The following is a 24310-nucleotide window of genomic DNA, read 5'->3' as shown; positions in this document are numbered from 1 at the left end:
GCACGACGGGGGACATCGCCGCCGACCGCCGCTACCCTTCCCGGTGCCGTATCGCCGCATCCCGGCGCGGGCAGGAGCAGTCGACGGGAAACCCGCCGACGGAAACGAGGTCGCCTTGTCCTTTCTCACCCTGGGCCATCGCGGAGTGATGGGTGTCGAGCCCGAGAACACCCTGCGCTCCTTCGTCCGCGCCGAAGCGTCCGGGATGGACGCCATCGAGCTGGACCTCCACCTCAGCAAGGACGGCGCGCTCGCCGTGATGCACGACGCGGACGTGGACCGCACCACCGACGGGACCGGGCCGATCGCGGGCAAGACGCTCGCCGAGCTGCGGGAACTGGACGCGGGTCAGGGCGAGCGGATCCCCGTCTTCGAGGAGGTGCTGGACGCCGTCTCCTCCCCGTTGCAGGCGGAGATCAAGGACGTGGCGGCGGCCCGCGCGCTGGCGGAGGTGATCCTGGAGCGCGATCTCGTCGGGCGAGTGGAGGTCTCCTCCTTCCACGACAAGGCCGTGGTGGAGATCGCCCGGCTGGTACCGGGGGTGCGGACGGTCCTGATCGCCGGCAGATGGGGCGCGGACGTGGTGGACCGGGCTAAGGCGGCGGGCGCGGCGACGCTCGCGCTGAACATCCGCCGCCTGACCCTGGAGGTGGTGGAGCAGGCGCACGCGGAGAGCGTGAAGGTGATCGGCTGGGTGGTGAACACCCAGGACCACCTGCGCCTGGCGCGGGCGCTGAACCTGGACGGCGCGACGACCGACTTCCCCGAGATCCGCCGCGCCGGACGCTTCACGGCCTGAGCGCGGACGGGGCCGGGCCGGCCGGGCGCCGGATCCGGCTCGGGCGGGTTCCGGGTGCGGCCGGCGGGTGGGACCGCTCGCAGGACGCTCAGATGTCCTCGCAGGGCCCTCAGATGTCCTTGACCAGCAGCTCGAAGGCCAGGTCGTCGCGCTGCGGGACGCCGAAGCGCTCGTCGCCGTACGGGAAGGGCGTGAGCTGTCCCGTACGGCGGTAGCCGCGCCGCTCGTACCAGGCGATCAGGTCGTCGCGCACCGAGATCACCGTCATGTGCATCTCGGTGACGCCCCAGCTCTCCTTCGCGATGCGCTCCGCTTCGGCGATGATCAGTTTGCCGAGCCCGCCACCCTGGAGGCCGGGCCGGACCGCGAACATGCCGAAGTAGGCGGCGGCGCCCCGGTGTTCGAGCTGGCAGCAGGCGATCAGCTCGTCGTCGCGCTCGACGGCGAGCAGCCTGCTTCCCGGAGCGTCGATGACCTCGCGCACCCCCTGCTCATCGGTCCGCTGCCCCTGGAGGATGTCCGCCTCCGTGGTCCAGCCGGCGCGGCTGGAATCGCCCCGGTAGGCGGACTCGACCAGGGCCACCAGCGCCGGGACGTCGTCCCCGGTCGCGTCGCGGAAGGTCGGCCGGGCCGCGTCGCGGGGCGTGGCGGTGTCCATGGTGGGGCGCTCCGTTCCTCTTCGTTCTGCGCTTCTCCTCGCGCGCTGCCGCTTCCGCGCCGTCCGTCTGCCGCGGCACGCGCTCCCACGCTGCCGCGGCGAGGGCCGGGGGCTTCGCCGTCGCACGTGCGGTCGAGCGTAACGCGACCCGGAGCGCCCCCGGTGCGCACCGGGCGCACCCCTTTCACACCCCCGTGCGCCTGGTTCACCGCCGGTCCGCCGGGCATCGATCCGGTCGACCGCAACAGTGGAGGACCGACGGGGGATCGGGGGCGCGGCGTGCACGGAGGGACCCAGGCCGGCTGGCTGCTGATGGCGTTGTGCGCGGCGAGCGGGGCCTACTGCCTGCTGCGCGCCCGCACGGGAACACGGCAGGAGCGCCGCACCGCGCGTTCGGAGGCGCTGATGGGCTTCGGCATGGCGGCGATGGCCGTCCCGGCGGCGGTGCTGTCGCCCCCGGACTGGGCGTGGGCGGTCTACGCGGCGCTGTTCGGCGCGGCAGCCGTGCGGGCGCTACGGCCCGCGCTGCGCGGCGGCCACCACCTGCACCACCTCGTCGGGTCGCTGGCCATGGTCTACATGGCCGTGGCCATGGCCCCCGCGATGACGGGCGGCGGAGGCGGGCATGCCGGGCACGGGGCGGCGGGGGCCGGGGGCATACCCCTGCTGACCGGGGCGCTGCTCGTCTACTACATCTGCTACGTACTGGGCTCGGCCGGACGCCTGCTACCCGTGACCGCTGCCGCCCCGACGGGCGGCGCCCCGCGCTCCGGAGCCCCCGGGGCCGGTCTCGGCGGCTATGACGCGGAAGGCTTCCGCGGCGGCGGTGCGCACGGGCGGCCGGAGATAGCGACCGCCTGCCGGCTGACGATGGGGATCGGCATGTTCGCCATGCTGCTCACCCTGTGAGACGGAAGGTGGGACAGAACCCCCTTTCGACAGTGGTCTGCGTCACTTGCCCGTCGAGGCCGTACCCCGGGCGTGTCCGCCGCTCATAGGGTGTGGCCATGCTGGTCTCCCTCGCGCTGCTCCTGCTCGGTGCACTGACCGCCCTGGCGACCCCTCGCGTCATGGCGCGGGCCAAGTGGCCGGAACGCGAGCCGGTCGTGGCCCTGTGGGTATGGCAGTGCGTGGTGGCGGGGGTCCTCGTGTCGTTCGCCCTGTCCATGACGTTCAGCGCGGCCGCCGCCTGGCAGGCGGTGCGCGGCCATGTCTTCGCCCCCGCCCCGCACGCCGTGGTCGAGGCGTACGCGCTGGCAGCGTACGGGCCGTGGTCCGCGGTCATCGCGGTCCTGCTGGCGCTCGGCGGTCTGTGGAGCGGCGCGATGCTCCTGCGGGAGGTGGGGCGGGCGCGGCGGCGGCGCAGGCAACGCCGGGCGGAGCTGCTGGTGCGTGCCCCGCTGATGCCCGGCGAGGAGCCCGGCGCGGACCGCCTCGTGGTGCTGGAGGGTGAGCGCCCCGACGCCTGGTGGCTGCCCGGGACCGCACCCCAACTCGTCATCACCACTGCGGCGCTGGGCCGACTGAAAGGCCGTCAGCTCGATGCCGTGCTCGCCCATGAGCAGGGCCACGCCCAGGCCCGGCACGACTGGCTGCTGCACTGCTCGTCGGCCCTGGCGAACGGCTTCCCGCAGGTCCCGGTGTTCGCCGCGTTCCGCGACGAGATGCACCGGCTGGTCGAACTGGCCGCCGACGACGTGGCCTCCCGGCGCTTCGGCCGCCTCACGACCGCGCTCGCCCTGGTCGGACTCAACGAGGACCGCGGAGTGTTCGGCCCCTGCCCCACTCCGCAGGCCGAAGTCCCCCACCGGGTCAACCGGTTGCTCGCCCCGGTCGAACGGCTCACGGCGGGCCGCCGGCTGCGGCTGACGGCCGCCGCCGCACTGGTGCCGGTCGTCCCCGTGATCGTGGCCTTCGTCCCGGGCCTGCGCGCACTGGGCTGAGGTGTGCCGGGGGCCGCGGCGGCCTCCCGCGAACCGTCCCGGCGCGTCCCCGGGCTCCGTACGCCGGGCCGGGTCCCGCGAGGTCCCCGCGCGCCGGAGAGCGCGGGGGTGCGGCGCCGGGCCGCGGGGAGCCGCCCGGGGTGTGTCCGGTCCTGATCCGCCGGAAACGCCGAGACGTCCGGGTCCGGAGGGTGGCCCCGCGACGGTGTCCTCCGCGAGGATCGGCCCATGCCCTCCCCCCACTCCCCCGCCCCGGCCCTCGTCTCCCGCCCCGCCGCCGCCCCGCGGATCGCGGCCGTCGCCGGAGCCGCCTCCCTGATACTGCTCGCCCTCGTGGCGGCGCGCTGGTCGCCGCTGGTGTCGCTGGACAGGGCCGTCGCCGACGCGTTGCACCGGCACGCGGTGGCCGAACCCGGTGCGGTCGCGGTGAGCCGGGTGCTGACGGACTGGGTGTGGGACCCGTGGACCATGCGCGCCCTGATCGCCGTGACCGTGGTCGCCCTGTGGTGGCGGAACGCACGCCTGCTCGCCCTCTGGGTGGCCGCGACGAGCCTGCTCGCCTCGCTGCTCCAGCAGGGCCTGAAGGCCGCGGTGGGCCGGGAGCGCCCGGAGTGGCCGGACCCGGTGGACTCCGCCCAGTACGCCGCGTACCCCTCGGGGCACGCCATGACGGCGGTCGTGAGCTGCGGACTGCTGGTGTGGCTGCTGGGGCTGCACGGCGGCGGCCCCGGGCTGCGGTGGGCCGCCCTGGCCGTCGCACTGGTCTCGGCGGTCGGCGTGGCCGCGACCCGGGTCTACCTGGGGGTGCACTGGCTGACCGACGTCGTGGGCGGCACACTGCTGGGGGTGGCCGTCGTGGCCTGCTGCGCCACCGGATACGCCCGGTACGCCGCACCCGGCGAGAGGAGCACGTCGTGGTGATCAGAGGCGTCCTGTTCGACTTCTCCGGGACGCTGTTCCGCATCGAGCCGGTCCGGTCCTGGCTCGCGGCCGTCCTGCGCGAGGAGGACGTCGACGTCCCGCCGGAGGATTTCGAGCGGTACGTGACCGGTCTCACGGAGTCCGGAGCCCTCCCGGGCGGCCCCGCGCCGCTCCGGGTCCCGGAGCGGCTGGCGGACGCGATGGCACGGCGGGACCTGAGCGCCGCCCTGCACCGCGAGGCGTACACCGGTCTGGCCCGGACCGTCGCCCTTCCCGGGCCGGGGCTGTACGACGCGCTCTATGCCCGCCACATGCGGCCGGAGGCATGGCAGCCGTATCCGGACGCGAAGGAGGTGCTGGAGGGTCTGCGACGGGCGGGGATCGCCATCGGCGTGGTCAGCAACATCGGCTGGGACCTGCGCCCGGTCTTCCGCGCCCATGGGCTCGACCCCCTGGTCGACGCCTACGTCCTGTCCTACGAGCACGGACTCCAGAAGCCGGCCGCGGGGCTGTTCCGCATCGCCTGCTCGCTCATCGGCCGCGATCCGGCGGACGTGGTGATGGTCGGTGACGACCGGCGGGCGGACGGGGGTGCGGCGGCCATCGGTTGCGAGGTGCGGTTCGTGGACCATCTGCCGGTGTCGGAGAGGGCCGCCGGCCTGCGTTCCCTGGGTCTGGTCCCGGGCCCCTGAGCGGTGGCGGGCGACGGCGCCGGGCCGTGATGTGAGGCATATCCCGCCCCGAAAGGGGTATGGGCCCTCGCTCGTGGCCGTAGCCTGGTGGACATGTCCCCGATGTCGTCGTCCGTGTCCGCCCGTTCCGCAGCCGAGGTCAACGCGGAGATCCGCGACCTGTGGCAGCGTTCGCACGGCTGCCTGACGCCGCAGGACGAGGCCGCGTACCAGCGGCTGCTGGTGGAGTGGGCCGCCGCCACCGGCAAAGGCGCCCGCAGCGCCGCCTGACCGGCGTACCGCCGCGAACCGTCCGGCGGCGGGGCCGTGAGCCGGGAGGGACACCGCACCCCGGTCCGGTGGAGCCGGCTGTCGAGAACACCGCGCCGGATCCGACGATCCCCCGCGTCGCCGGATCCGGGCGCGCCCGCGGCGTATCCCGTGGGGCACGGCCGTGGGCCGCGTCGGGGGCCGGTGTCGTGGAGCCCTCCGCCGCAGGGATCCAGCATGTCCCCACCCGGCTCACCGGTCAATGAATTTCCGGTGCCGCACGCACCGGGGGCCGGTGCTCCGGGGCGGAAGTCCGCCCCCGGAGCACCGGCCCCCGGAGTACGTCGCGCGGCGCAGGGGACGCGGGACCGGCCGGTGGATCAGCGGTCGAAGTAGTCCGGCTGCGTCTGCACGTTGAGCTCGTCCAGCTCGACCCGCTTCGCCGGGTCGGTGCGCGGGTCATCGAGCTTCAGCACGTCGAAGCCCTTGGCGATGTCGCTGGAGTAGATGTGGCCGTTGTAGTAGTACGCCGACCAGGGGCCGGCCGTGGTGACCTGGTCGAGGGTGACCGGGCCGCGCTCGAAGAAGGCGATCTCCTCGGGCTTGGCCGAGTCGGTGAAGTCCCACACGGAGACACCGCCCTGGTACCAGGCCTGGACCATCAGGTCGCGGCCCTTCACCGGGATGATCGAGCCGTTGTGCGCCACGCACACCTCGGCGTCGGCCTGGTGACGGTCGATCTTGAAGTAACTGCGGAAGACCAGCTTGCGCTTGTCGCCCTTGCCGACGATGTCGTAGATGCCGTCGGCGCCGCGCTTGGGGCCGATCTCCTCGTTGCAGGTGGCCGCGCCGCCGCCGCCGAGCTCGTCGGTGAAGACGACCTTGTTCGCGCCCTGGTTGAAGGTGGCCGAGTGCCAGAACGCGAAGTTCACGTTGTCCTGCACCCGGTCGATGATCTTCGGGTGCTCCGGGTCCTCGATGGAGAACAGCAGACCGTCACCCATGCAGGCCCCGGCGGCCAGGTCCTTGGACGGCAGCACCGTGAGGTCGTGGCAGCCGGTCGTCTTGGAGACGCCCGGGTTCGCGGGCGCACCCGGGTTGCCGCCGTCCGGGAAGAGGACCGGGAAGTTGACGATCCGGGCCTTCTGCGGCGCCTTCACCGGCACCTTGATGATGGAGATCCCGTCGTGCGGCGGCCGGCAGTCCGGGAACGCCTCGTTGGGCGAGTACGAGGAGACGTACACGTACACGTTCTTGCCGTCCGGCACCAGCGTGTGCGTGTGGGAACCGCAGGCGGTCTCCACGGCGGCGATGTACCTGGGCTGCCGCTTGTTGCTGATGTCGAAGATCTTCATGCCCTCCCAGGAGGACTTCTCCGTGGCGGGCTGGGAGGTGCTGGAGCAGGAGTCGTCGCTGCGCGAGGAGTCCGTCGAGAGGAACAGCAGGTTCCCGGAGACGGAGATGTCGTTCTGCGAGCCGGGGCAGAGGACCTGGGAGACCGTCTTCGGCTTCTTCGGCTTGCTGATGTCGTAGATGACGAAGCCGTCGTAGTTGCCGACGAACGCGTACTTGCCCTGGAAGGCGAGGTCCGTGTTGAGGCCCTGGAGAGCGCCCTTCGGCACGTTCGTCAGGTGCTTGATGTTGGAGCTGTGGACGATCTCGTCCACGCCGGGTATGTCGCCGCCGGTGATGGCGGCCCTGGCCTCGGCCTGCTCGCTCTTGGTGACGGAACCCCGCTCGGCCGGGGCGTCGCCCGGGTCCGGGGTCGCGGCCGCGGTGGTGGCCGTCAGCAGCGTGGCGAGGAGTCCGGCCGCGGCCGCGACCGCTCCCAGACGTCTGCGCCGCACGCGGGTGGTGTGCAACGAGGTCACTGCGTCCTCCCTTGTATCCCGTTCGGGGTCGAACGGTTCATGAACCTCCGGCAGTATCGTCCCTCGCATGTACACATCAATAGATGGCAACAGAGACGTAATGAAATTTCTTGATCTTCGGCCGGTGGAAGCGTGCTAGGACGGTCAGCAACAAACCCTGTGGCACAGGAGGTCGCCGTGTTGGTCCATCGCCGGTCCGCAGCTCTGCGCTCAACCGCGCTCGCGACGGCGGCCGTTGCCGCCGTCCTCGCCCTGGGAGGCTGTGACGGGGGCGGCGGTGACGGGGCGTCGGACGCGGCCCGGGACACCGGGCCGGGGGTGGTGGCGCCCGGAAGGCCGGGCGAACCCGCGCGGACGCTCTCCGCCGAGGAGGCCGCCCGGGAGGCGGGCGGGGACACCGCCAACTCCGCCGACTTCCGCTACGCGCGGATGATGATCCAGCACCACGCGCAGGCCCTGGTGATGACCGGGCTCGTCGCGGACCGCGCGTCGGCGGACGCCGTCAAGCGGCTCGCGGAACGCATATCGGCGGGCCAGAAGCCGGAGATCGGGGCGATGGAAGGCTGGCTGAAGAAGAACGACGGCGACCAGCGCGAGCAGCACCACGATCACGGCGGGATGCCGGGCATGGCGACCGAAGCCCAGCTGAAGAAGTTGCGGGCCGCCGAGGGCGAGGCGTTCGACCGGCTCTACCTGGAGCTGATGATCACCCACCACCAGGGCGCGATCACCATGGCCACGGAGGCGCTCACCGAGGGGAACGACGTCTTCGTCGAGGAGATGGCGAGCGACGTGGTCGCCCAGCAGACCGTGGAGATCGACCGGATGCGCGGGCTGCTGGACTGAGCCGCGCGGGCTCCCCCGCCGCGGGCCGCGCCCACCGGCGCCCGCTCCGGGCACGGGCCCGGCTCATTGCACGGGCCCGGCTCCTTGCGCGGGTCCGCTCCCTGCGCGGGCCCGGCTCACCGTACGGCCCGCGAGGCGGTGCGGATCCGTCCGGCGGTGCGATGCTGGAAGCAGTCTCGGGGACCTCCGGGAAGGGGTGCGCCGTGCTCTCCGTCGCCGTCGTCGGTTCCGGCCCCAGCGGGGTATACACCGCCCAGGCCCTCCTCCGGCAGTCGTCGGTGCCCGACGTGCGCGTGCACGTCCTGGACCGGCTGCCCGCCCCGTACGGGCTCGTACGCTACGGGGTCGCGCCCGACCACGAGAAGATCAAGTCGCTGCAGAACAGTCTGCGGGCGGTGCTGGAGGACGAGCGGGTCACCTTCGTGGGCAACGTCGGCGTCGGCGGACCGGACGGCCTCTCCCCCGCCCGTCTGGCCGAGCTCTACCACGCGGTCGTCTACTGCGTCGGGGCGTCGGCGGACCGCTCGCTGGAGGTGCCGGGAGAGGGGCTGCCGGGCAGTTACTCCGCCACCCGCTTCGTCTCCTGGTACAGCGCCCATCCGGACGTCGGGGCCGACTCGTTCGCCCGGGACGCGCTGGAGGCGCGCTCGGCGGTCGTGATCGGCGTGGGCAACGTGGCGGTCGACGTGGCCCGCATCCTGGCGCGCGGCGCGGACGAACTGCGCCGCACCGACGTCCCGCGCGCCGCGCTCGGCGCCCTGGAGCGCAGCAGGGTGCGCGAGGTGCACATCGTGGGCCGCCGGGGCCCGTCCGGGGCCCGTTTCACCACCAAGGAGCTCCGGGAGCTGGGGGCGCTGCCCGGGGCCCGGGTCTCCGTCGATCCCGCGGAGCTGGCGCTCGACCCGGCGTACTCCGGGGCGGCCGGTCCGGCGGGCGCACCCGCTCCGCCCGCCGTGGTGCGGCGCAATCTGGAGGTCCTGCGCGGCTGGGCCGCGGGCGGCGGGGCGGTGGACGACACGTCGCACAGAACGCCCCGCGACGCCTCGGACAGGGCGTCCGGCGGGGCCGTGCGCCGCGTCCGGCTGCGGTTCTTCCTGCGGCCGGCGGAGCTGCTGGAGCGGGACGGGCGGGTCGCGGGGGTGCGGTTCGCGCGGACGGCCCCGGACGGCACGGGCGGGATCCGGGACACCGGCGCGTACGAGGACATCCCGGCGGGGCTGGTCCTGCGGGCGGTCGGCTATCGCGGGGTGGAGCTGCCCGGACTCCCCTTCGACCCCGTGCGCGGGACGGTGCCGCACACGGCGGGCCGGGTGCTGCGCAACGGGGTGCCGTCGCCGGGCGAGTACGTGGCGGGGTGGATCAAGCGGGGTCCGACCGGGGTGATCGGCTCGAACCTCTCCTGCGCCAAGGAGACGGTCGCCTCGCTCCTTGCGGACGCCCCCGCGCTGGCCCTGCGGCCGGCGGCGGACGATCCGCCGGCGGTGCTGCGGAGCTGGGGGCTGCGGCCGGTGGGGTGGGGCGGGTGGCTGGCGATCGAGCGCGCGGAGGCGGAGCTGGGGCGTTCGCTGGGACGCGGCCCGGTGAAGATCCCCGACTGGCCGGGGCTGCTGGCGGCGGCCCGCGACGAGAACCGCTGAGCGGCGGGGCGCCCCCTGCCCCTCACCGCTCCCGGGTCGCCACGACCAGCCGGGCACGCGGGCTGCCGTCGGGGCTTGTGCCCAGGTCGGTCAACGGCCTCAGTCCCACGGTGAATCCGGCCTGCGTCAGATCCTCCAGTACGTCGCCCAGCGCAAACGTGCGGTAGTACATGACGAACGGCGGGCGCCACAGGGCGTTGCGCACCCGCATGGCCGCGTCGAAGCCGAGCAGCGTCCAGTAGGCGCGCGATCCCACCGGCGGCGGTGCGCCGATCGGGAAGACGAACCGGCCGCCCGGCCGCAGCGATCCGTACACCTCGACGAAGAGGCCGAAGCGTTCGGCGGGCAGGAAGTGGCCGAACGCGCCGAAGCTCAGGGCGAGATCGAAGGCGGGCGCGAAGGGCAGCGCGCGGGCGTCGGCGCGCACCCAGTCCACCACCGGCCCCTCGTCACCGGGCGGGAAGGCGGCGCGGGCCTCGGCGAGCATGCCCGCGCTGAAGTCGACCCCGGTCACCCGCTCCCGGCACAGCTCGCGGAGCACGCCCACTCCGGCGCCGGTGCCGCAGCAGACGTCGAGGCCGGCGTCGAAGGGGCCGAGGCCGCGCACCTCCCGGGTGACGGCGTCGAGCACCCGGTCCGGGGTCCGGTAGGGCGTGTGGTCGAACTTGGGGGCGAGGAGGTCGTAGCCGCGCTCCGTCGAGGAGAGCGCCTGGACGGCCAGTTCGCGCACGGTGGGGCCCTGTTTGGTGAACATCGGGGATCACCCTACCGAGGCCGCGCCCCTCCGTGTCCGTGCTGCGCCTCCCGCCCCGGGCCCGACCCGCCCCGGGCGTCAACGCTCGTCGGGAAGCCGCCTCTTGAGGGTGATGGCGGCGTCGGCCGCGTACGCCTGGGTCCAACTGCGGCCCGCCCCGGACCGCCACGTGACGTGCACCGCGGCCCCGTCGGTCCGGGCGCTCTCCACCGTCATGGCCCGGTCGCCGTCGCGTACGTCGCCGCGCCGCAGGTCGGCCGCCGCGACCGTGACGGGGTGGTCGCCCGGCGCGTTCTCGGCCTCCTCGGCGGCCCGCAGCAGCAGGCCGGCCAGCTCGCGGGCCGCCTCGGGGGCGCAGGACCAGACCGACTCCCCGGCCGGGGAGGAGAAGCGGATGCCGAGGCGGGGGGAGGCGGCGCGGCCCGGCTCGCCCGCCGCGACCGTGATCGCCCCCGGGCGGCCCTCGGCGTCCGTGATCCCGCTGTCCATCGTCGTCTCCTCGTTCTTCCCGGCCCTCTTCCGGCCCCGCCGCTCGGCGCGGATCCGCCTGCCGGGCCCGCGCGGCCCGGACCTCTCCGCCCTCCGCCAGCATGTCAGCACGGCGCGTCCGGGGCTGCGGCCGGGCCGCTGTCAGTGGTCGGGTGCAGACTGGCACTGTTCCGGCACAACGGCGTATCCGGGAGGTCCTGGACCATGACTGACGTACTGCTCACCGCAGGCACCCGCAAAGGGCTCTTCATCGGCCGCAGACGCGGCGGGACCTGGGAGATCACCGGCCCGCACTTCAACGCGCAGGCGATCTACTCGGTGGCCGTGGACACCCGGGGAGCCGTCCCGAGGATCCTGGTCGGCGGGGACAGCGCGCACTGGGGCCCGTCCGTCTTCCACTCCGACGATCTGGGAGAGACCTGGGTCGAGCCCCGCACTCCGGCGGTGAAGTTCCCGAGGGAGACCGGGGCTTCGCTGGAGCGCGTGTGGCAGCTGCATCCGGCGGGACCGGAGGCCCCGGACGTGGTCTACGCGGGCACGGAGCCCGCGGCGCTGTTCCGGTCCGAGGACCGGGGAGAGTCGTTCGAGCTGGTCCGGCCGCTCTGGGAGCACCCGACCCGGTCGCGCTGGGTGCCGGGCGGGGGCGGCGAGGGGCTGCACACCGTGCTGACCGATCCCCGGGACCGCGAGGCGGTCACCGTCGCGGTGTCGACGGCCGGCGTCTTCCGCACCAAGGACGGCGGGGCGAGCTGGGCCCCGTCGAACAAGGGCGTCTCGGCGGTCTTCCTCCCCGACCCGGATCCGGAGTTCGGCCAGTGCGTCCACAAGGTCACCCGGGACGCGGCCGATCCGGACCGGCTCTACCTCCAGAACCACTGGGGTGTGTTCCGCAGCGACGACTCCGGCGACCACTGGAGCGACATCGGCGCGGGCCTGCCCTCCGACTTCGGGTTCGCCGCCGTCGCGCACCCGCACCGCGGCGGCACGGCGTACGTCTTCCCGATCAACGCCGACGCCGACCGGGTCCCGGCCGAGCACCGCTGCCGGGTGTTCCGGACGAGCGACGCCGGGCGCACCTGGGAGCCGCTCTCCGAGGGACTGCCGGACGGGGAGCACTACGGCACGGTGCTCCGGGACGCTCTGTGCACCGACGACGCGGACCCCGCGGGGGTCTACTTCGGCAACCGCAACGGCGAGTTGTACGCCAGCGCGGACGACGGGGACAGCTGGCGGCAGCTCGCCTCGCACCTGCCGGACGTCCTGTGCGTACGGGCGGTGGCGCTCGGCTGACGGAGAGCCTTCGGGGGCGGGACGAGGGCCGCTGCCCGGCGCGGCAGCGCCCGCACCGGCCCCGGGCGGACCGCAGTTGATCGGAGTGGTCGTATCAGCAGTAGAGTGCGGCCCGTGGCAGCACGACCGTTGAAAGAGATCATCGAGCCGGGATGGGCCGACGCCCTCGAACCCGTCGCCGAACGCATCGCCGCTATGGGCGACTTCCTCCGCGCGGAGATCGCCGCGGGACGCACGTACCTGCCCTCCGGGGCTCATGTGCTGCGCGCGTTCCAGCAGCCCTTCGAGGAGGTGAGAGTGCTGGTCGTGGGCCAGGACCCGTACCCCACGCCGGGGCACGCGATCGGGCTGAGCTTCGCGGTGGCCCCCGACGTACGGCCGCTGCCGGGCAGCCTGGAGAACATCTTCCGGGAGCTGCACGGGGATCTGGGACTGCCCCGGCCGTCCAACGGCGACCTCACGCCGTGGACCCGGCAGGGGGTGCTGCTGCTCAACAGGGCGCTGACCACCGCGCCCAGGCGGCCGGCCGCCCACCGGGGCAAGGGGTGGGAAGAGGTGACCGAGCAGGCGATCAAGGCGCTGGTGGCCCGGGGCACCCCCCTCGTCTCGGTCCTGTGGGGGCGTGACGCCCGCAATCTCCGTCCGCTGCTGGGCGACTACCCCGCGATCGAGTCGGCGCACCCCTCCCCGATGTCCGCGGACCGGGGCTTCTTCGGCTCGCGGCCGTTCAGCCGCGTCAACGAACTGCTGGAGCGCCAGGGCGCGCAGCCGGTGGACTGGCGACTTCCGTGACCCCGGCGGTCCCGGCGGCCTCCGGCGCGTACGTCCTCGGCGTCGACTCCGGGGGCTCCGGGCTGCGGGTGGCGCTGGGCCGGGTGGGAACGTCCGGCCCGCTGTCCACGGCCCTCTGCGCGAAGCCGGTGCGGACGGGTACGGGCGGTATCGACGCCGGGCATCTGCTGGAGCAGGTCCTGCCGGCGGCCCGGGAGCTGTTGCGGCAGGCGGGCCCCTCCGCGGCCGACGGCGCCGGTACGGGCGGGGTCGCGGCGCTGGCGATCGGGGCCGCCGGGATGGCCACGCTGGGCGAGCGGCTGCGGGCGGAGCTGCCCGGCGCGCTCGCGGACGCCCTGGGTGTACGCCGGGTGGCGCTGGCGGCCGACGCCGTGACGGCGTACGCGGGCGCGGTGGGGCAGCGCCCCGGGGCGGTCGTGGCGGGCGGCACGGGCATGATCGCCCTCGGGACGGACCTGAAGGAGTGGCGCAGGGCCGACGGCTGGGGTCACCTTCTGGGTGACAGCGGTGGCGGTGCGTGGATCGGCCGCGCGGGGCTGGACGCGGCGATGCGCGCGCACGACGGACGGCGGGGTGGTTCGCCCGCCCTGCTGGAGCGGCTGCGGGCCGTGTTCGGTCCGGCGGAGGAGCTTCCGGGGCTGCTGTATCCGCGTTCGGACCGGCCGGCCGTGCTCGCGTCGTTCGCGCCGGAGGTGGCGGCGTGCGCCGGAGCGGACGCAATCGCCGCCGGCATTCTGCGGCAGGCCGCCGGTCATGTCGCGGAAGCGGCGGCGGCCGTGTGCCCGACGACAGCCGGGACGGACGGCGCGCGGGAGGCCACCGGCGAAGTGGCCCTGACCGGGGGCCTGTTCCGGATGGGTGAGCCGCTGGTCGCCCCCGTACGGGAGGAGCTGGCGCTGCTGGCGCCGGGGGCGCGGGTGACCTCGCCGGAGGGAGACCCGCTGACCGGCGCACTCCGGATCGCGCAGGCCCTCGCCTCCGACGAGCTGCGGCTGCCGCTCCATCCGACGATGCTCTTCGTCCCCCGGGAGGGCCCGGCCGGACGGCGCGGCTGAGCGGGAGCGGCGGCGCGGCCCGCGGCGGCGGAGCGGGGAGCAGGGCGGGCGGAGACCGGGGCACAACGGACCGACAGAAACGGACACTCCAGCCGTTCATCCCTCATCGGACATAAGCGGATAGTTAACGCTCGACCGGACCCTCCCCGAACAGAGGGGCAGGCAAAACCAGTAGCATGCGGCGCCATGAGCACCCCCACTGGGCCCGCTTCCGGCCTGCCTGTACGAATGCCGCGACCTCGCCAGTCCGGACGGCACCGCCGCCCGGAGCCCGTGGTCGCACCCGAGGGCGCGGCCGCCCTCGTCCTCGCCGTTCCCGGTACCCCCTCCTCGGCCACGCGCGGCCTGGCCGAAGAGGTGATCAGCATCGCCCGTTCCGAGCTGCCCGGCCTGAACGCCGTGATCGGCTACGTGGACGGCGACGACGCCGAGTACCCGACCCTCGCCACCGTCCTCACCCGCACCGCCGCCGAGCGCGTCGCACGCTACGAGCAGGCCGTCGCCGTCGGGCGTGAGGTCGCCGAGCCCTCCGGCCCGCCCGCCGTCGTCGTCCCGCTGCTCGCGGGCCCCGACAGCGCGCTGCTCCGCCGGATACGGCAAGCGGTGATGGAGAGCGGCACGCAGTCCGAGCTGACCGATGTGCTCGGCCCGCACCCGCTGCTCGCCGAGGCCCTGCACGTACGGCTGTCGGAGGCCGGGCTGGCGCGCGCCGACCGGGCCAGGCTGTTCACGGTGGCCACCGCGGCCGACGGCATCGTGCTGGTCACCGTGGGCGGCGAGGAGGCGGTGCGGGCCGCCGGGATCACCGGCATGCTGCTGGCCGCCCGGCTCGCGGTCCCGGTGATGGCCGCCGCGCTGGACGTGGAGGGTTCGGTCACCTCGATCGCGGAGCAGCTGCAGGGCTCCGGCTCCGCCCAGCTGGCGCTGGCGCCGTACCTGGTGGGCCCGGAGGTCGACCCCGGTCTGCTGGACGCCGCCGCGAAGGAGGCGGGCTGCGCGACGGCCGAGCCGCTCGGCGCGTACCCGGCGATCGGCAAGCTCGTCCTCTCGCTGTACGCGACGAAGCTGGGCATCACGCCGGCGACGCCGCAGGGCGCCCAGGCTCACTGACCGGACGCCGTCGCGGCGGCGCGGGAAGCCGGACAGCGTGACGGGCCCGGACCGGAGGAGATCTCCTTCGGTCCGGGCCCGTCACGCTGTGCCGGGGCGGCCGCCGTCAGAGGAGGACGACGCAGGAGGCCGCGGGGACGTCGATGGAGCCGGCGTGCCGCGGGATGCCGGTCTGGGCGTCCACGGCGAACCAGCTGACGTTCCCGGACCGCTCGTTGGCCGCGTACAGCCACTGGCCGCTCGGGTCGAGGGTGAGGTCGCGCGGCCAGTGCCCGCCGCAGCCGACGGTGGCCACCAGGGCGGCCTTCTCGCCGCTCTCGTCGAGGGTGAGGACGGAGATGCTGTCGTGGCCGCGGTTGGCGGTCCACAGGAAGCGTCCGTCGTGCGCGACGACCACCTCGGACGGGTAGGTGCGCCCCGCGTCGTCGGCCGCCTCGACGTCCTCGGGCAGCACCGGCGCCTCCCCGAGGACGTCGAGGCGGCCCGCCGCCGCGTCCCAGCGGCACACGGTGAGGACGGGCTCCAGCTCGCCGAGGACGTAGGCGAGCGAGCCCGAGGGGTGGAAGGCCAGGTGGCGCGGCCCGGTGCCGGGCCGCAGCGCGGTCTCACTGTGCAGGGTCAGCGAGCCGGTCGCGGGGTCGAGGGCGCAGACGCGCACCGCGTCGGTGCCGAGGTCCACCCCGACCACCCAGGCCCCGGAGGGGTCGGCGAGCACCTGGTGGGCGTGCGGGCCCTCCTGCCGGTCGGGGTCCGGGCCGCTGCCCTCGTACCGCAGGACGTCGGAGGCGGGCCCGAGCGCCCCGTCGTCGAGGACGGGCAGCGCGGTGACGCTGCCGGAGGTGTAGTTGGCCGTGACCAGGTGGTTCGCGGCAAGCGCCAGATGGGTGGGCCCGTCGCCGCCGACGGCCTGGACGGAGCCCAGCAGGGCGGGGACGTCCCCGTCGGCGGAGAAGGCGGCGGCGACGCCCGGGGCGCTCTCGCCGACGGCGTACAGAACCGTTTCGCCGTCGCGGGCGCCGATCGCGAGGAAGGAGGGGTCGGGCACGGCGTCCGTGGAGCCGAGCACGGTCAGCGCTCCGGTGTCCCGGTCCACGGCGGCGGCGGTGATGCCGAGCCCGCCCGCCGAGGTGAACGACCCTACGAATGCCCGCCCGGCGCTGTTGCCGACCATCGCGCTACCCCTCTTCACCGTCGCCACGTTTCCACCGTCGCCGCGATCTTCACGGCCGACGGTAGCAGGCGGCCCACGGAGGTCCAGACCAATAGGGCCATGGGGGTGAGGCCCCGCCGACGAGCGCCCTGGAACGCGGCCGGGAACTGGGCGGCGTACCGCCGCTGACCAGCCCTCAGACCGGTTTTCCCGTACGCGGGTCGGCCCTTCCCCATAGGGTTCGGCCATGCCCTTCCCGTCGGCCGCCCGCACCGGACTCCGGACGGCGGCCTTCCGCCTCCTCCGGCGGACCGCACGGGACGGCCTGCCGGGTCCGCGCCGACCGCGGGGCCCCGCCACGCACCGCGCTCCGGAGCCTCGCCCCCTTCTCCGCACCCTCTCCCGATGGAGGACCCCACCATGCCCGAGCAGCCGATCCTCGCCCTCGACCCCTCCGGCTCCGACCGCCACGCGGAGTACCGGGCCCTGCGCGAGCGCGGTCCCGCGACCCGGGTGGACGTCCTCGGAGTGACCGCGTGGTCCGTCACGGACCCCGTCCTCCTCAAGGAGCTCCTCACCAGCCCGCAGGTCTCCAAGGACGCCAGGGCCCACTGGCCCGCCTTCGCCGAGACGGTGGCCACCTGGCCGCTCGCGCTCTGGGTCGCGGTGAACAACATGTTCACCGCGTACGGCGGGGACCACCGCAGGCTGCGGCGCATCGTGGCGCCGGCGTTCAGCGCCCGCCGCGTCCAGGAGCTGCGCACCTCGGTGGAGAAGGTCGTCGGGAGGCTCCTGGACGAGCTCGCCTCCCGGCCCGCCGGCGAGGTGGCCGACCTGCGCCAGGAGCTGGCCCACCCCCTGCCGATCGCGGTGATCGGCAAGCTCATGGGCGTGCCCGAGGGCCGGCTCGACGGATTCCGCGCCGTGGTGGACGGCGTGTTCGACACCACCCTGACCGTCGAGGAGGCCACCGCCAACACGGCCTCCCTGTACGGTGCGCTGAACGCCCTGATCGACTCCAAGCGCTCGGAGCCCGGCGACGACATGACCTCGCTCCTCATCGCCTCCCGCGACGAGGAGGGCGACGGCGGCGGCCTCACCGACGAGGAACTGCGCGACACCCTGCTCCTGATGATCTCCGCGGGCTACGACACCACGGTCAACGTGATCGACCAGGCGATCACCGCCCTGCTGACCGACCCCGCCCACCTCGCCCATCTGCGGGCGGGCCGTGCCGACTGGCACGGCGTCGTCGAGGAGACCCTGCGCCACGAGCCCGCCGTCAAGCACCTGCCGCTGCGCTACGCCGTCTCGGACATCCCCCTGCCCGGCGGCGGGAAGATCGCCCGGGGCGAGGCGATCCTCGCCTCGTACGCCGCCGCCAACCGCCACCCCGGCTGGCACGGGGAGACCGCCGACAGCTTCGATCCCACCCGCCCCACCAAGGACCACCTGGCCTTCGGCCACGGCGTTCACTTCTGCCTCGGCGCCCCACTGGCCCGTCTGGAGGTCGCCACGGTCCTCCAGCAGTTCTTCGACCGCTTCCCCGACGCCGAACTGGCCGTCCCGGCGGCCGAACTGAAGCCGCTCCCGTCCCTGATCAGCAACGGCCACCAGAGCCTGCCGGTACGGCTGCGGCCGTCGCTGGGCTGACGTCGGGGCCGGGCGTACGGCGGAGGGGGCACGGGCCACGCGGGCACGGGCCACGCGGGCGCAGGGCGCGCGGGCGTACAGCGCGCGGGCGTACGACTCAGGGGCGTCAACGAGCCATTCCCGGCCGCCCGGCGTGACCGAAAAGGGTCAACACCTCCATCATTCCGGCCAGTTGACCTACGCTTTGCATGCCCTCGGGACCGAACGAGGGTTCGATGCATCGTGAAAGGTTTCGCTTCTCGTGGCTGGCACCGGTCTCCGCAAATACGTCAGGTCGAGGCAGCACCGGTGAGCCGACCGTCGAGGGAGTCCCGGCGCGGCGCGGGTGCGGGCGCCACGGTCATCGGATGGACGGCCGCCCTGTCGGCCGCCGCCGGCGCGGGGTGGGGCGCCGCCGCCGCCGACGCGGCCTGGCGCCACGTCCTCGCTGGAGCCTGTGCCGCGGCCGTCGTCCTGATGACCGCCGGAATTCTGGTTCTCGCCAGGCGGCTGTCCGCCGAACGCGCGCACCGTACGCAGGAGGCCGGCGTGGCCGACGCGCGGGGCGCCGAGGTGGCGCACCTGGCCGCGGTACGCGTTCCGGCCATCGTCGAGCGGCTCCACACCGGACGGCGGCTCGACGGCGTGCCGGGGCCGTTGGCACCGCCGGAGAGGACGGGCGCGGAGTTCGCGCGGGCGCTGGACTCGGTCGTCGTCACACTCGGCTCGGACGCGGCCCTGCACCGCGAGCGCGCCCTGCGCGACTCGGTGCAGACCGCCTTCGAATCCGTCGCCCGCACCATGCACGTGATGGCGACCGTGCAGCAGCAGGTCCTGGACGAGGTCGAACGCGCCATCGAGGACCCTCTCCTGATGGCGAACGTGATGAAGGCCGACCACGCCGCGTCGCAGATGACCCGCAAGGCGCAGACCCTCCTGGTGATGTGCGGAATCTGGCCCACCCGCCGGGAGCCCCGGCCGGTCTCGCTCTACGACTGCGTACGGGGCGCCCAGTCCCGGATCGTGGAGTTCGGGCGGATCGAGGTGCACGGCGGCCAGAACCTGTACGCGGTGGCCCCGGCCGCGGAGGGCCTGATGCACTCCATCGCCGAACTGCTGGAGAACGCCACGGTGTTCTCCCCCTCCAGCTCCCCCGTGGTCGTCAGCGTGCGGGAGGTGGGCGCCGGCGCGGTCGTCGAGATCGACGACGCCGGGCTCGGGATGCCGCCGGACGTCCTGGACCAGGCCCTCGGCCGGCTCCGCGACGACCTGGACCTGACCCGGCTGGGCGCGGTGCCCCGGCTCGGCCTGACCTGCGTCGGACGCTGGAGCCGGGAGCTGGGCTTCACCGTGGAGCTGAGCGGGTCCTCGGCGTACGGCGGCACCCGCGCGGTGATGTTCGTACCCTTCCGGCTGCTGACCGACCCGCTGCCCGCCCCCGCCGCGCACCGCCGGCCGGCGGCCGAGCGGGCCGAGCCCTCCGCTCCCCCGGTCCCGGTGCGCGACGACGCCGCCGAGCCGGCCGGCGAAACCGCCCTGGCCGCTCTGCCCCAGCGGCGCAGCCGACGCGGCGCCCCCCGCGCCGCGTCCCCCGCACGGCATGCGGCCCCCGGCCCGCCGACCGCCGTCGCGCCCTCCGAACCCTGGACGCCGGAGGCCGCACGCGCCTCGATCGCCGGCGTCATATCCGGGACGCTGCGCGGCCGGGCGGCCGTCGACGCGGACGCCGAACCGTCCCCACCCGGCGGACAGCCCCTTCCCACCACCCCGCACGAGCACGACGGAGGCCGACCGTGACCGGAACCATCACTCGACTCCCCGACCTGGGGTGGATGCTCCGTCCCCTCACCGAGATCCCGGGAGTCCGGCACGCCGTGGTGGTGTCCGAGGACGGGCTGCGCCTGGGGCACGACTCCGCCGAGAACCTCTCGGGCCCGGTGGCCCGCCTGAGCGTCGCGGAGGCGGAATCGCTCTCGGCGGCCTGTGCGGCGATGACCATGACGGGCCGGTCCACCGGCGCGCTGCTGTTCGGACGGGGAGCCACGACACGCCAGTTGATGATGGAGACCGACCAGGGGTTCGTGCTCTTCACCCACGCCGGGGTGGGCGCGCACCTGGGGGTCGCCACCGATCTGGAGGCGGACGTGGGCCTGGTGGCCCAGCAGATGCAGTTGCTGGTGGCGAAGATCGGCGCACACCTGAGCAGCCTGCCCCGGGACGAGGCCCCCGCGACGTGACGGCGGAGCGGCCTGAGGCGCCGAGAGCCTCGGCGATCCGCCCGTACGTCATCACCCGCGGGCGCACGGAGTCCGAGGGCGAGCCGCTGTCCTGGGAGTCCCTCGTGATGACGGCGGACGCGGCGTTCCCCGCCGCCCTCCAGCCGGAGCACCTCGCGATTCTGAAGCAGTGCGAGGGACTCATCTCGGTCGCGGAGGTGGCCGCCCATCTGGGCCAGCCCCCGTCCGTCGTCCAGGTGCTGCTCTCCGACCTCCTCCGCTGGGGGCTGATCGTGACCCGGCCGCCCATTCCGCCGGCCGAACGCGCCGATGTGACCATGCTCAGAAAGGTCCTCCATGGTCTCGAAAGCTCCCTCTGAAACCCTCGCCGGGGCGCATCCGCCGCCGGCCGGCGGGAAGTACCTCGACTCGAACGTGGCGGGCGCCGCGAAGATCCTGGTCGTCGGCCCGCTGGGGGTGGGCAAGACGACGCTGATCGGCACGGTGTCGGAGATCGAACCGCTCTCCACCGAGGCGTCGATGACCCGGGCGGGCGTCCGGGTCGATCCCGACGTGGACAGCGGCAAGAGGACCACCACCGTCGCCCTGGACTTCGGCCGGCTGACGATCGACGGCGATCTCGTCCTGTACCTGTTCGGCACGCCGGGCCAGCAGCGGTTCCTGCCGGCCTGGCGGGATCTGGCCAAGGGGGCGCTCGGCGCGCTCGCGCTGGTGGACACCCGGGACCTGGCGGCCTCTTTCGACGCCCTGGACAACCTGGAGGACCTGGACCTCCCGTTCGCGGTCGCCGTCAACGTCTTCCCGTCCGGCCCCCGGTACGACGCCGACGACATCCGTGCCGCCCTCGACCTGCTGCCCGACACCGAGCTGGTGACCTGCGACGCACGGGACCGGACCTCGTCGATCCGCGCGCTGATCGCCCTGGTCCGTCATCTCATCCACGTCGCCACGGAGTCCTCATGAGCACGCCGCACCCCACGGCCGGACAGGCCGCCGGCTGCCCCGTGAGCGGCACGCCCGCCACGACGGCCCGACTGTACGGGCCCGGCCTCGACGGCGACGCGATGCCCGCGCTGTACGAGGCGCTGCGCGGCGCCCACGGCCCGGTGGCGCCGGTGTCCGTCGCTCCCGGCATCGACGCCTGGCTGGTCCTGGGCCACCGCGAACTGCTGCGGCTGACCCGCGAGGAACAGGACTTCTCGCACGACCCGCGCCGGTGGAGCCGGCTGCGCGAGGGCCGGGTGCCGGCCGACGCGCCGATCCTGCCGATGGTCGGATGGCGGCCCGCGCTGCTCTTCGCGGACGGGCAGCAGCACCGCAGGATGCGCGCCGCCGTCTCCGATGCGCTGGCCGGGATCAACGGGCACGAGCTGCGCCGCGGGGTCCGGTCCACCGCCGAGGACCTGATCGCCGGGTTCGCCGCGCGGGGCGAGGCCGATCTCGTCGCGGGTTACGCGCGCATGCTGCCGATGCGGGTGATCGCCGGGCTGCTCGGGCTGGACGAACGGACCGGCCGGGAGCTGGTGGACGCGGTGGGCGGCCTGGTGTCCGCCACCAGCGGGGCGGCCGACGCCAGCCGCCGGATGGGAGCCATCCTGCAGGGGCTGATCGAGCGGAAGCGGCGGGTGAGGGGCGACGACATCGTCTCCTCGCTGCTGCACCACCCGGCGCGGCTCACCGACGAGGAGGTGCTGCACAACCTCGTGGTCATGTTCGTCGCGGGCAACCAGACCACGGTGAACTGGATCGCCACCGCGCTACGCGTCCTGCTGTGCGACCCCGCTCTGCGCTCCTCCCTCAGCGGCGGCCATCTCAGCGTGGACGACGCGCTCGACCTCGTCCTGTGGCGCTTCCCGCCCACCCAGAACTTCCCCGCCCGCTACGCCACGCGCGACATGAGGTTCGGCGGTCAGGACATCCGGGCCGGCGACATGCTGATCCTGGGCCTGGCGGCGGCCAACGCGGATCCGGAGGTCCTGCCGGCCGACGGCGCCCCGGTGGTCGGCAACCGCTCCCATCTGGCGTTCGGTGCGGGACCCCACACCTGCCCCGCCCAGGATCCGGCCCGCCTGATCACCCGGACGGCGGTCGACACGATCCGGCACCGGCTGCCGGACTTGGAACTTGCGGTTCCCGAGAGCGAGTTGAAGTGGGTCAACTCGCCGTGGAGCAAAGGGCTCGGCACCCTGCCCGTGCGCTTCACCTCGCCGCTGTCCCCCTCGGGCCCCGCGCCCTCCGGGGCACCCGGGGCACCCGCCCCGGCGTGACCGCGCCGGGTGGCGGCGCGGCCGCGGCCCGCCCTTCCTCCTCACGTATCGACCCGCTCGAAGAACTGGAGTCCCGTTGAACACGTCACCGACGAACGCCGCCGCTCCTTCTCCGCACCGCCTGGACCCGGCCGGCGGCTGTCCGCACGCGGCCAACGCCCGGCTGCTGGCCCGCGGGGCGGTCGCCCCGGTGGTCCTCCCCGGTGACGTACAGGGCATGGCGGTGCTGGGCCACGAAGCGCTCAAGGAGTTCCTCGCGCACCCCGATGTCGCCAAGAACGCCCAGCACTTCGCGGCGCTCCAGGCCGGGGAGATCGCCGACGGCTGGCCGCTGAAGACGTTCGCCACGGTGCAGGGGATGACGACCGCGGACGGCGCCGACCACCGGCGGCTGCGGTCGCTGATGAGCAAGGCGTTCACCGCCCGCCGGGTCGAGGAGCTCCGCCCCTCCGTGGAGGAGCTGACGTCCCGCCTGCTGGACGGCCTGGAGACGGCCGCCGGTGAGGACGGCGTCGTCGATCTGCGCACCCACTTCGCCCTGCCGCTGCCGATGGGTGTCATCTGCGAGCTGCTGGGCGTGGAGGAGTCCCATCACGACCGGCTGCACGCCCTCTCGAACCAGATCGTGGCCACGGACATCGGGCCGGCCGAGGCGATGGCGGCCAACCGGGAGATGGTGGAGGTGCTGAGCGCGGTCGCGGCCGCGCGGACGGCCGATCCGGGGGACGACCTCACCAGCGCGATGATCGCGGCCCGGGAGGAGGGCGGCGACCGGTTCAGCCCGCACGAGCTGATCGGCACGCTGATGCTGACCATCATCGCCGGGCACGAGACGACGCTGAACCTGATCACCAACGCCGTGCGCGCCCTGTGCACCCACCGGGACCAGCTCGACCTGGTGCTCGCCGGCGGGGCGAGCTGGGCGGACGTGGTGGAGGAGACCCTGCGCTGGGACAGCCCGGTCAGCTACTTCCCGTTCCGCTACCCGACCCGGGACCTGACGGTGGACGGCACGGTGATCCCCCGGGGCACCCCGGTGCTCGCCGGGTACTCGGCGGCCGGCCGCGACACCCGGGCGCACGGCGCGGACGCGGCGCGCTTCGACATCACGCGCACCGACGGTTCCCGCCACCTCTCCCTGGGCCACGGGGCGCACTTCTGCATGGGCGCGCCGCTGGCCCGGATGGAGAGCGTCACGGCCCTGGAGCGGCTCTTCACCCGCTTCCCGGCCCTGGACCTCGCGGTTCCGGAGCCGGAGCTGCCGCGCCACGCGTCGTTCGTGGGCAACAGCGTGCGCACGCTGCCGGTACGCCTCAAGGGGTGAGCGCGCCTCTCCCGGTACGCGGTCGGCCTCCGGCGGGACGCGTGCCCGGCTGCTCGTCGCCGCGGCGTACGGAGCGTGGCCGGGCACACCGCCGACTCGTCGGCGGGCTCAGCCGGTGTGCTCCGGTGCGGGGTATCCGGGCGGGATGAAGCAGGCGGTCACGGTCTTGCCGTCCCGTTGCTGATGGTGTTCCCAGCTGTCGGACAGGGCCTCGACGATCGTGAGGCCGCGACCGCCGGTCGCGTCGGGGCCCCGGTCGGCCGGGGCCGGCGGGTTCGGGCTGGAGTCGTGAACGCTGACGTGCAGGCAGGTGCTGTCCCAGGTCAGGACGAGCTGCGCGTCGCTGTGGGCGTGCTTGTGCGCGTTGGTGATCAGCTCGGACACCGTCAGAAGCACCGAATCCACCAGATCGGGAGCTCTCCGCGCCCATTCCAGCGAGTCCAGGTGCGCCCGCGCCCAGTGGCGGCCTGCCCGCACCCCCTGGGACATGGGGAACGACTGCGCCCAGCCCACCGCCCTCATCTCGGAATCTGCCACGCCGACGCCGTCCGTTCGTTCATCGGTGAATACGAAGGAGGCTCGTCGTCCTCCGCC

Annotated in this window: 25 protein-coding genes; 19 read left to right on the top strand and 6 right to left on the bottom strand. The window is 74.1% G+C overall.

The annotated features are described in order from the left end of the window. The first annotated feature begins 115 nt into the window (after positions 1-115). Complete coding sequence (locus tag IF19_RS0115715; protein WP_078580634.1) at positions 116-799, top strand: glycerophosphodiester phosphodiesterase; 684 nt, start codon at positions 116-118, stop codon at positions 797-799. Between the two features lie 109 nt (positions 800-908). On the opposite strand, the gene IF19_RS0115710 is transcribed toward IF19_RS0115715, so the two are convergent. Then, complete coding sequence (locus tag IF19_RS0115710; RefSeq protein WP_030112441.1) at positions 909-1457, bottom strand: GNAT family N-acetyltransferase; 549 nt, start codon at positions 1455-1457, stop codon at positions 909-911. A gap of 279 nt (positions 1458-1736) precedes the next feature. On the opposite strand from IF19_RS0115710, the gene IF19_RS0115705 reads away from it, so the two are divergent. From IF19_RS0115705 to IF19_RS1000000137670, 5 genes are all read left to right on the top strand, one after another. Continuing rightward, positions 1737-2366, top strand: a complete 630-nt coding sequence (locus IF19_RS0115705) for a DUF5134 domain-containing protein (RefSeq protein WP_030121057.1) — start codon at positions 1737-1739, stop codon at positions 2364-2366. 98 nt (positions 2367-2464) lie between these two features. Beyond that, entirely contained in the window at positions 2465-3400 is a 936-nt protein-coding gene (locus IF19_RS0115700; protein WP_030195938.1) for a M56 family metallopeptidase, read from the top strand. A 228-nt stretch (positions 3401-3628) separates the two neighbouring features. Then, positions 3629-4321, top strand: a complete 693-nt coding sequence (locus IF19_RS0115695) for a phosphatase PAP2 family protein (protein ID WP_030112437.1) — start codon at positions 3629-3631, stop codon at positions 4319-4321. After that, positions 4315-5013 (top strand): HAD family hydrolase, encoded by a 699-nt coding sequence (locus IF19_RS0115690; protein WP_030277105.1) that lies wholly within the window; start codon positions 4315-4317, stop codon positions 5011-5013. Before IF19_RS0115695 ends, IF19_RS0115690 begins: the two co-directional genes overlap by 7 nt. Before the next feature lie 93 nt (positions 5014-5106). Next, the gene (locus tag IF19_RS1000000137670) at positions 5107-5283 is read left to right on the top strand and encodes a hypothetical protein (protein WP_167345079.1); all 177 of its coding nucleotides are present in this window, start codon (positions 5107-5109) and stop codon (positions 5281-5283) included. A 359-nt stretch (positions 5284-5642) separates the two neighbouring features. Here the strand turns inward: IF19_RS1000000137670 and IF19_RS0115680 are convergent, their stop codons facing one another. After that, positions 5643-7133 carry an LVIVD repeat-containing protein gene (locus IF19_RS0115680; RefSeq protein WP_030112436.1) on the bottom strand — a complete coding sequence of 497 codons (1491 nt, stop codon included), beginning with the start codon at positions 7131-7133 and terminating at the stop codon, positions 5643-5645. Between the two features lie 159 nt (positions 7134-7292). On the opposite strand from IF19_RS0115680, the gene IF19_RS0115675 reads away from it, so the two are divergent. Together IF19_RS0115675 and IF19_RS0115670 are read left to right on the top strand one after the other, a co-directional pair. Continuing rightward, complete coding sequence (locus tag IF19_RS0115675) at positions 7293-7979, top strand: DUF305 domain-containing protein (RefSeq protein WP_030112435.1); 687 nt, start codon at positions 7293-7295, stop codon at positions 7977-7979. A gap of 203 nt (positions 7980-8182) precedes the next feature. Then, positions 8183-9616: an FAD-dependent oxidoreductase gene (locus IF19_RS0115670; protein WP_030121055.1), complete on the top strand. Its 1434-nt coding sequence runs from the start codon at positions 8183-8185 to the stop codon at positions 9614-9616. Positions 9617-9638: 22 nt separating this feature from the next. Here the strand turns inward: IF19_RS0115670 and IF19_RS0115665 are convergent, their stop codons facing one another. Both IF19_RS0115665 and IF19_RS0115660 read right to left on the bottom strand, forming a co-directional pair. Further along, positions 9639-10370: a class I SAM-dependent methyltransferase gene (locus tag IF19_RS0115665; protein ID WP_030112432.1), complete on the bottom strand. Its 732-nt coding sequence runs from the start codon at positions 10368-10370 to the stop codon at positions 9639-9641. A gap of 78 nt (positions 10371-10448) precedes the next feature. Next, complete coding sequence (locus IF19_RS0115660) at positions 10449-10859, bottom strand: hypothetical protein (protein ID WP_030112431.1); 411 nt, start codon at positions 10857-10859, stop codon at positions 10449-10451. A gap of 204 nt (positions 10860-11063) precedes the next feature. Here IF19_RS0115660 and IF19_RS0115655 point away from each other — a divergent pair, with 204 nt between their 5' ends. The 4 genes from IF19_RS0115655 (at position 11064) to IF19_RS0115640 (ending at position 15106) form a co-directional block, all read left to right on the top strand. Continuing rightward, the gene (locus IF19_RS0115655; protein WP_030112430.1) at positions 11064-12149 is read left to right on the top strand and encodes a WD40/YVTN/BNR-like repeat-containing protein; all 1086 of its coding nucleotides are present in this window, start codon (positions 11064-11066) and stop codon (positions 12147-12149) included. A gap of 114 nt (positions 12150-12263) precedes the next feature. Then, complete coding sequence (locus IF19_RS0115650; protein WP_030112429.1) at positions 12264-12941, top strand: uracil-DNA glycosylase; 678 nt, start codon at positions 12264-12266, stop codon at positions 12939-12941. After that, entirely contained in the window at positions 12938-13996 is a 1059-nt protein-coding gene (locus IF19_RS0115645; RefSeq protein WP_030277104.1) for an N-acetylglucosamine kinase, read from the top strand. The genes IF19_RS0115650 and IF19_RS0115645 overlap by 4 nt, the downstream gene beginning before the upstream one ends. A gap of 186 nt (positions 13997-14182) precedes the next feature. Continuing rightward, complete coding sequence (locus IF19_RS0115640; protein WP_078580633.1) at positions 14183-15106, top strand: sirohydrochlorin chelatase; 924 nt, start codon at positions 14183-14185, stop codon at positions 15104-15106. 106 nt (positions 15107-15212) lie between these two features. Here the strand turns inward: IF19_RS0115640 and IF19_RS0115635 are convergent, their stop codons facing one another. Beyond that, positions 15213-16277 (bottom strand): lactonase family protein, encoded by a 1065-nt coding sequence (locus IF19_RS0115635; RefSeq protein ID WP_030277102.1) that lies wholly within the window; start codon positions 16275-16277, stop codon positions 15213-15215. A gap of 399 nt (positions 16278-16676) precedes the next feature. On the opposite strand from IF19_RS0115635, the gene IF19_RS0115630 reads away from it, so the two are divergent. The 7 genes from IF19_RS0115630 to IF19_RS0115600 all read left to right on the top strand — a co-directional run bounded on the left by IF19_RS0115630 (position 16677) and on the right by IF19_RS0115600 (position 23716). Continuing rightward, positions 16677-17909 carry a cytochrome P450 family protein gene (locus IF19_RS0115630; protein ID WP_030277100.1) on the top strand — a complete coding sequence of 411 codons (1233 nt, stop codon included), beginning with the start codon at positions 16677-16679 and terminating at the stop codon, positions 17907-17909. Between the two features lie 288 nt (positions 17910-18197). Continuing rightward, positions 18198-19685 carry an ATP-binding protein gene (locus IF19_RS0115625; RefSeq protein ID WP_030112422.1) on the top strand — a complete coding sequence of 496 codons (1488 nt, stop codon included), beginning with the start codon at positions 18198-18200 and terminating at the stop codon, positions 19683-19685. After that, positions 19682-20125, top strand: coding sequence for a roadblock/LC7 domain-containing protein (locus IF19_RS0115620; protein ID WP_030112421.1), 444 nt, complete (start codon positions 19682-19684; stop codon positions 20123-20125). Before IF19_RS0115625 ends, IF19_RS0115620 begins: the two co-directional genes overlap by 4 nt. After that, complete coding sequence (locus IF19_RS0115615) at positions 20122-20484, top strand: DUF742 domain-containing protein (RefSeq protein ID WP_030112420.1); 363 nt, start codon at positions 20122-20124, stop codon at positions 20482-20484. Before IF19_RS0115620 ends, IF19_RS0115615 begins: the two co-directional genes overlap by 4 nt. Before the next feature lie 55 nt (positions 20485-20539). Continuing rightward, positions 20540-21088, top strand: a complete 549-nt coding sequence (locus IF19_RS0115610; protein WP_030112419.1) for a GTP-binding protein — start codon at positions 20540-20542, stop codon at positions 21086-21088. Then, positions 21085-22392, top strand: coding sequence for a cytochrome P450 (locus tag IF19_RS0115605; RefSeq protein WP_030277099.1), 1308 nt, complete (start codon positions 21085-21087; stop codon positions 22390-22392). Before IF19_RS0115610 ends, IF19_RS0115605 begins: the two co-directional genes overlap by 4 nt. Positions 22393-22468: 76 nt before the next feature. Further along, positions 22469-23716 (top strand): cytochrome P450 family protein, encoded by a 1248-nt coding sequence (locus IF19_RS0115600; RefSeq protein ID WP_030112416.1) that lies wholly within the window; start codon positions 22469-22471, stop codon positions 23714-23716. A gap of 108 nt (positions 23717-23824) precedes the next feature. Here IF19_RS0115600 and IF19_RS0115595 read toward each other — a convergent pair whose 3' ends face one another. Further along, complete coding sequence (locus tag IF19_RS0115595) at positions 23825-24253, bottom strand: ATP-binding protein (RefSeq protein ID WP_032748051.1); 429 nt, start codon at positions 24251-24253, stop codon at positions 23825-23827. Between the last annotated feature and the right edge of the window lie 57 nt (positions 24254-24310).

This window comes from Streptomyces californicus, from assembly GCF_000717645.1.
Classification (GTDB): domain Bacteria; phylum Actinomycetota; class Actinomycetes; order Streptomycetales; family Streptomycetaceae; genus Streptomyces; species Streptomyces californicus.
This window is presented reverse-complemented; position numbering and strand designations above follow the sequence as displayed.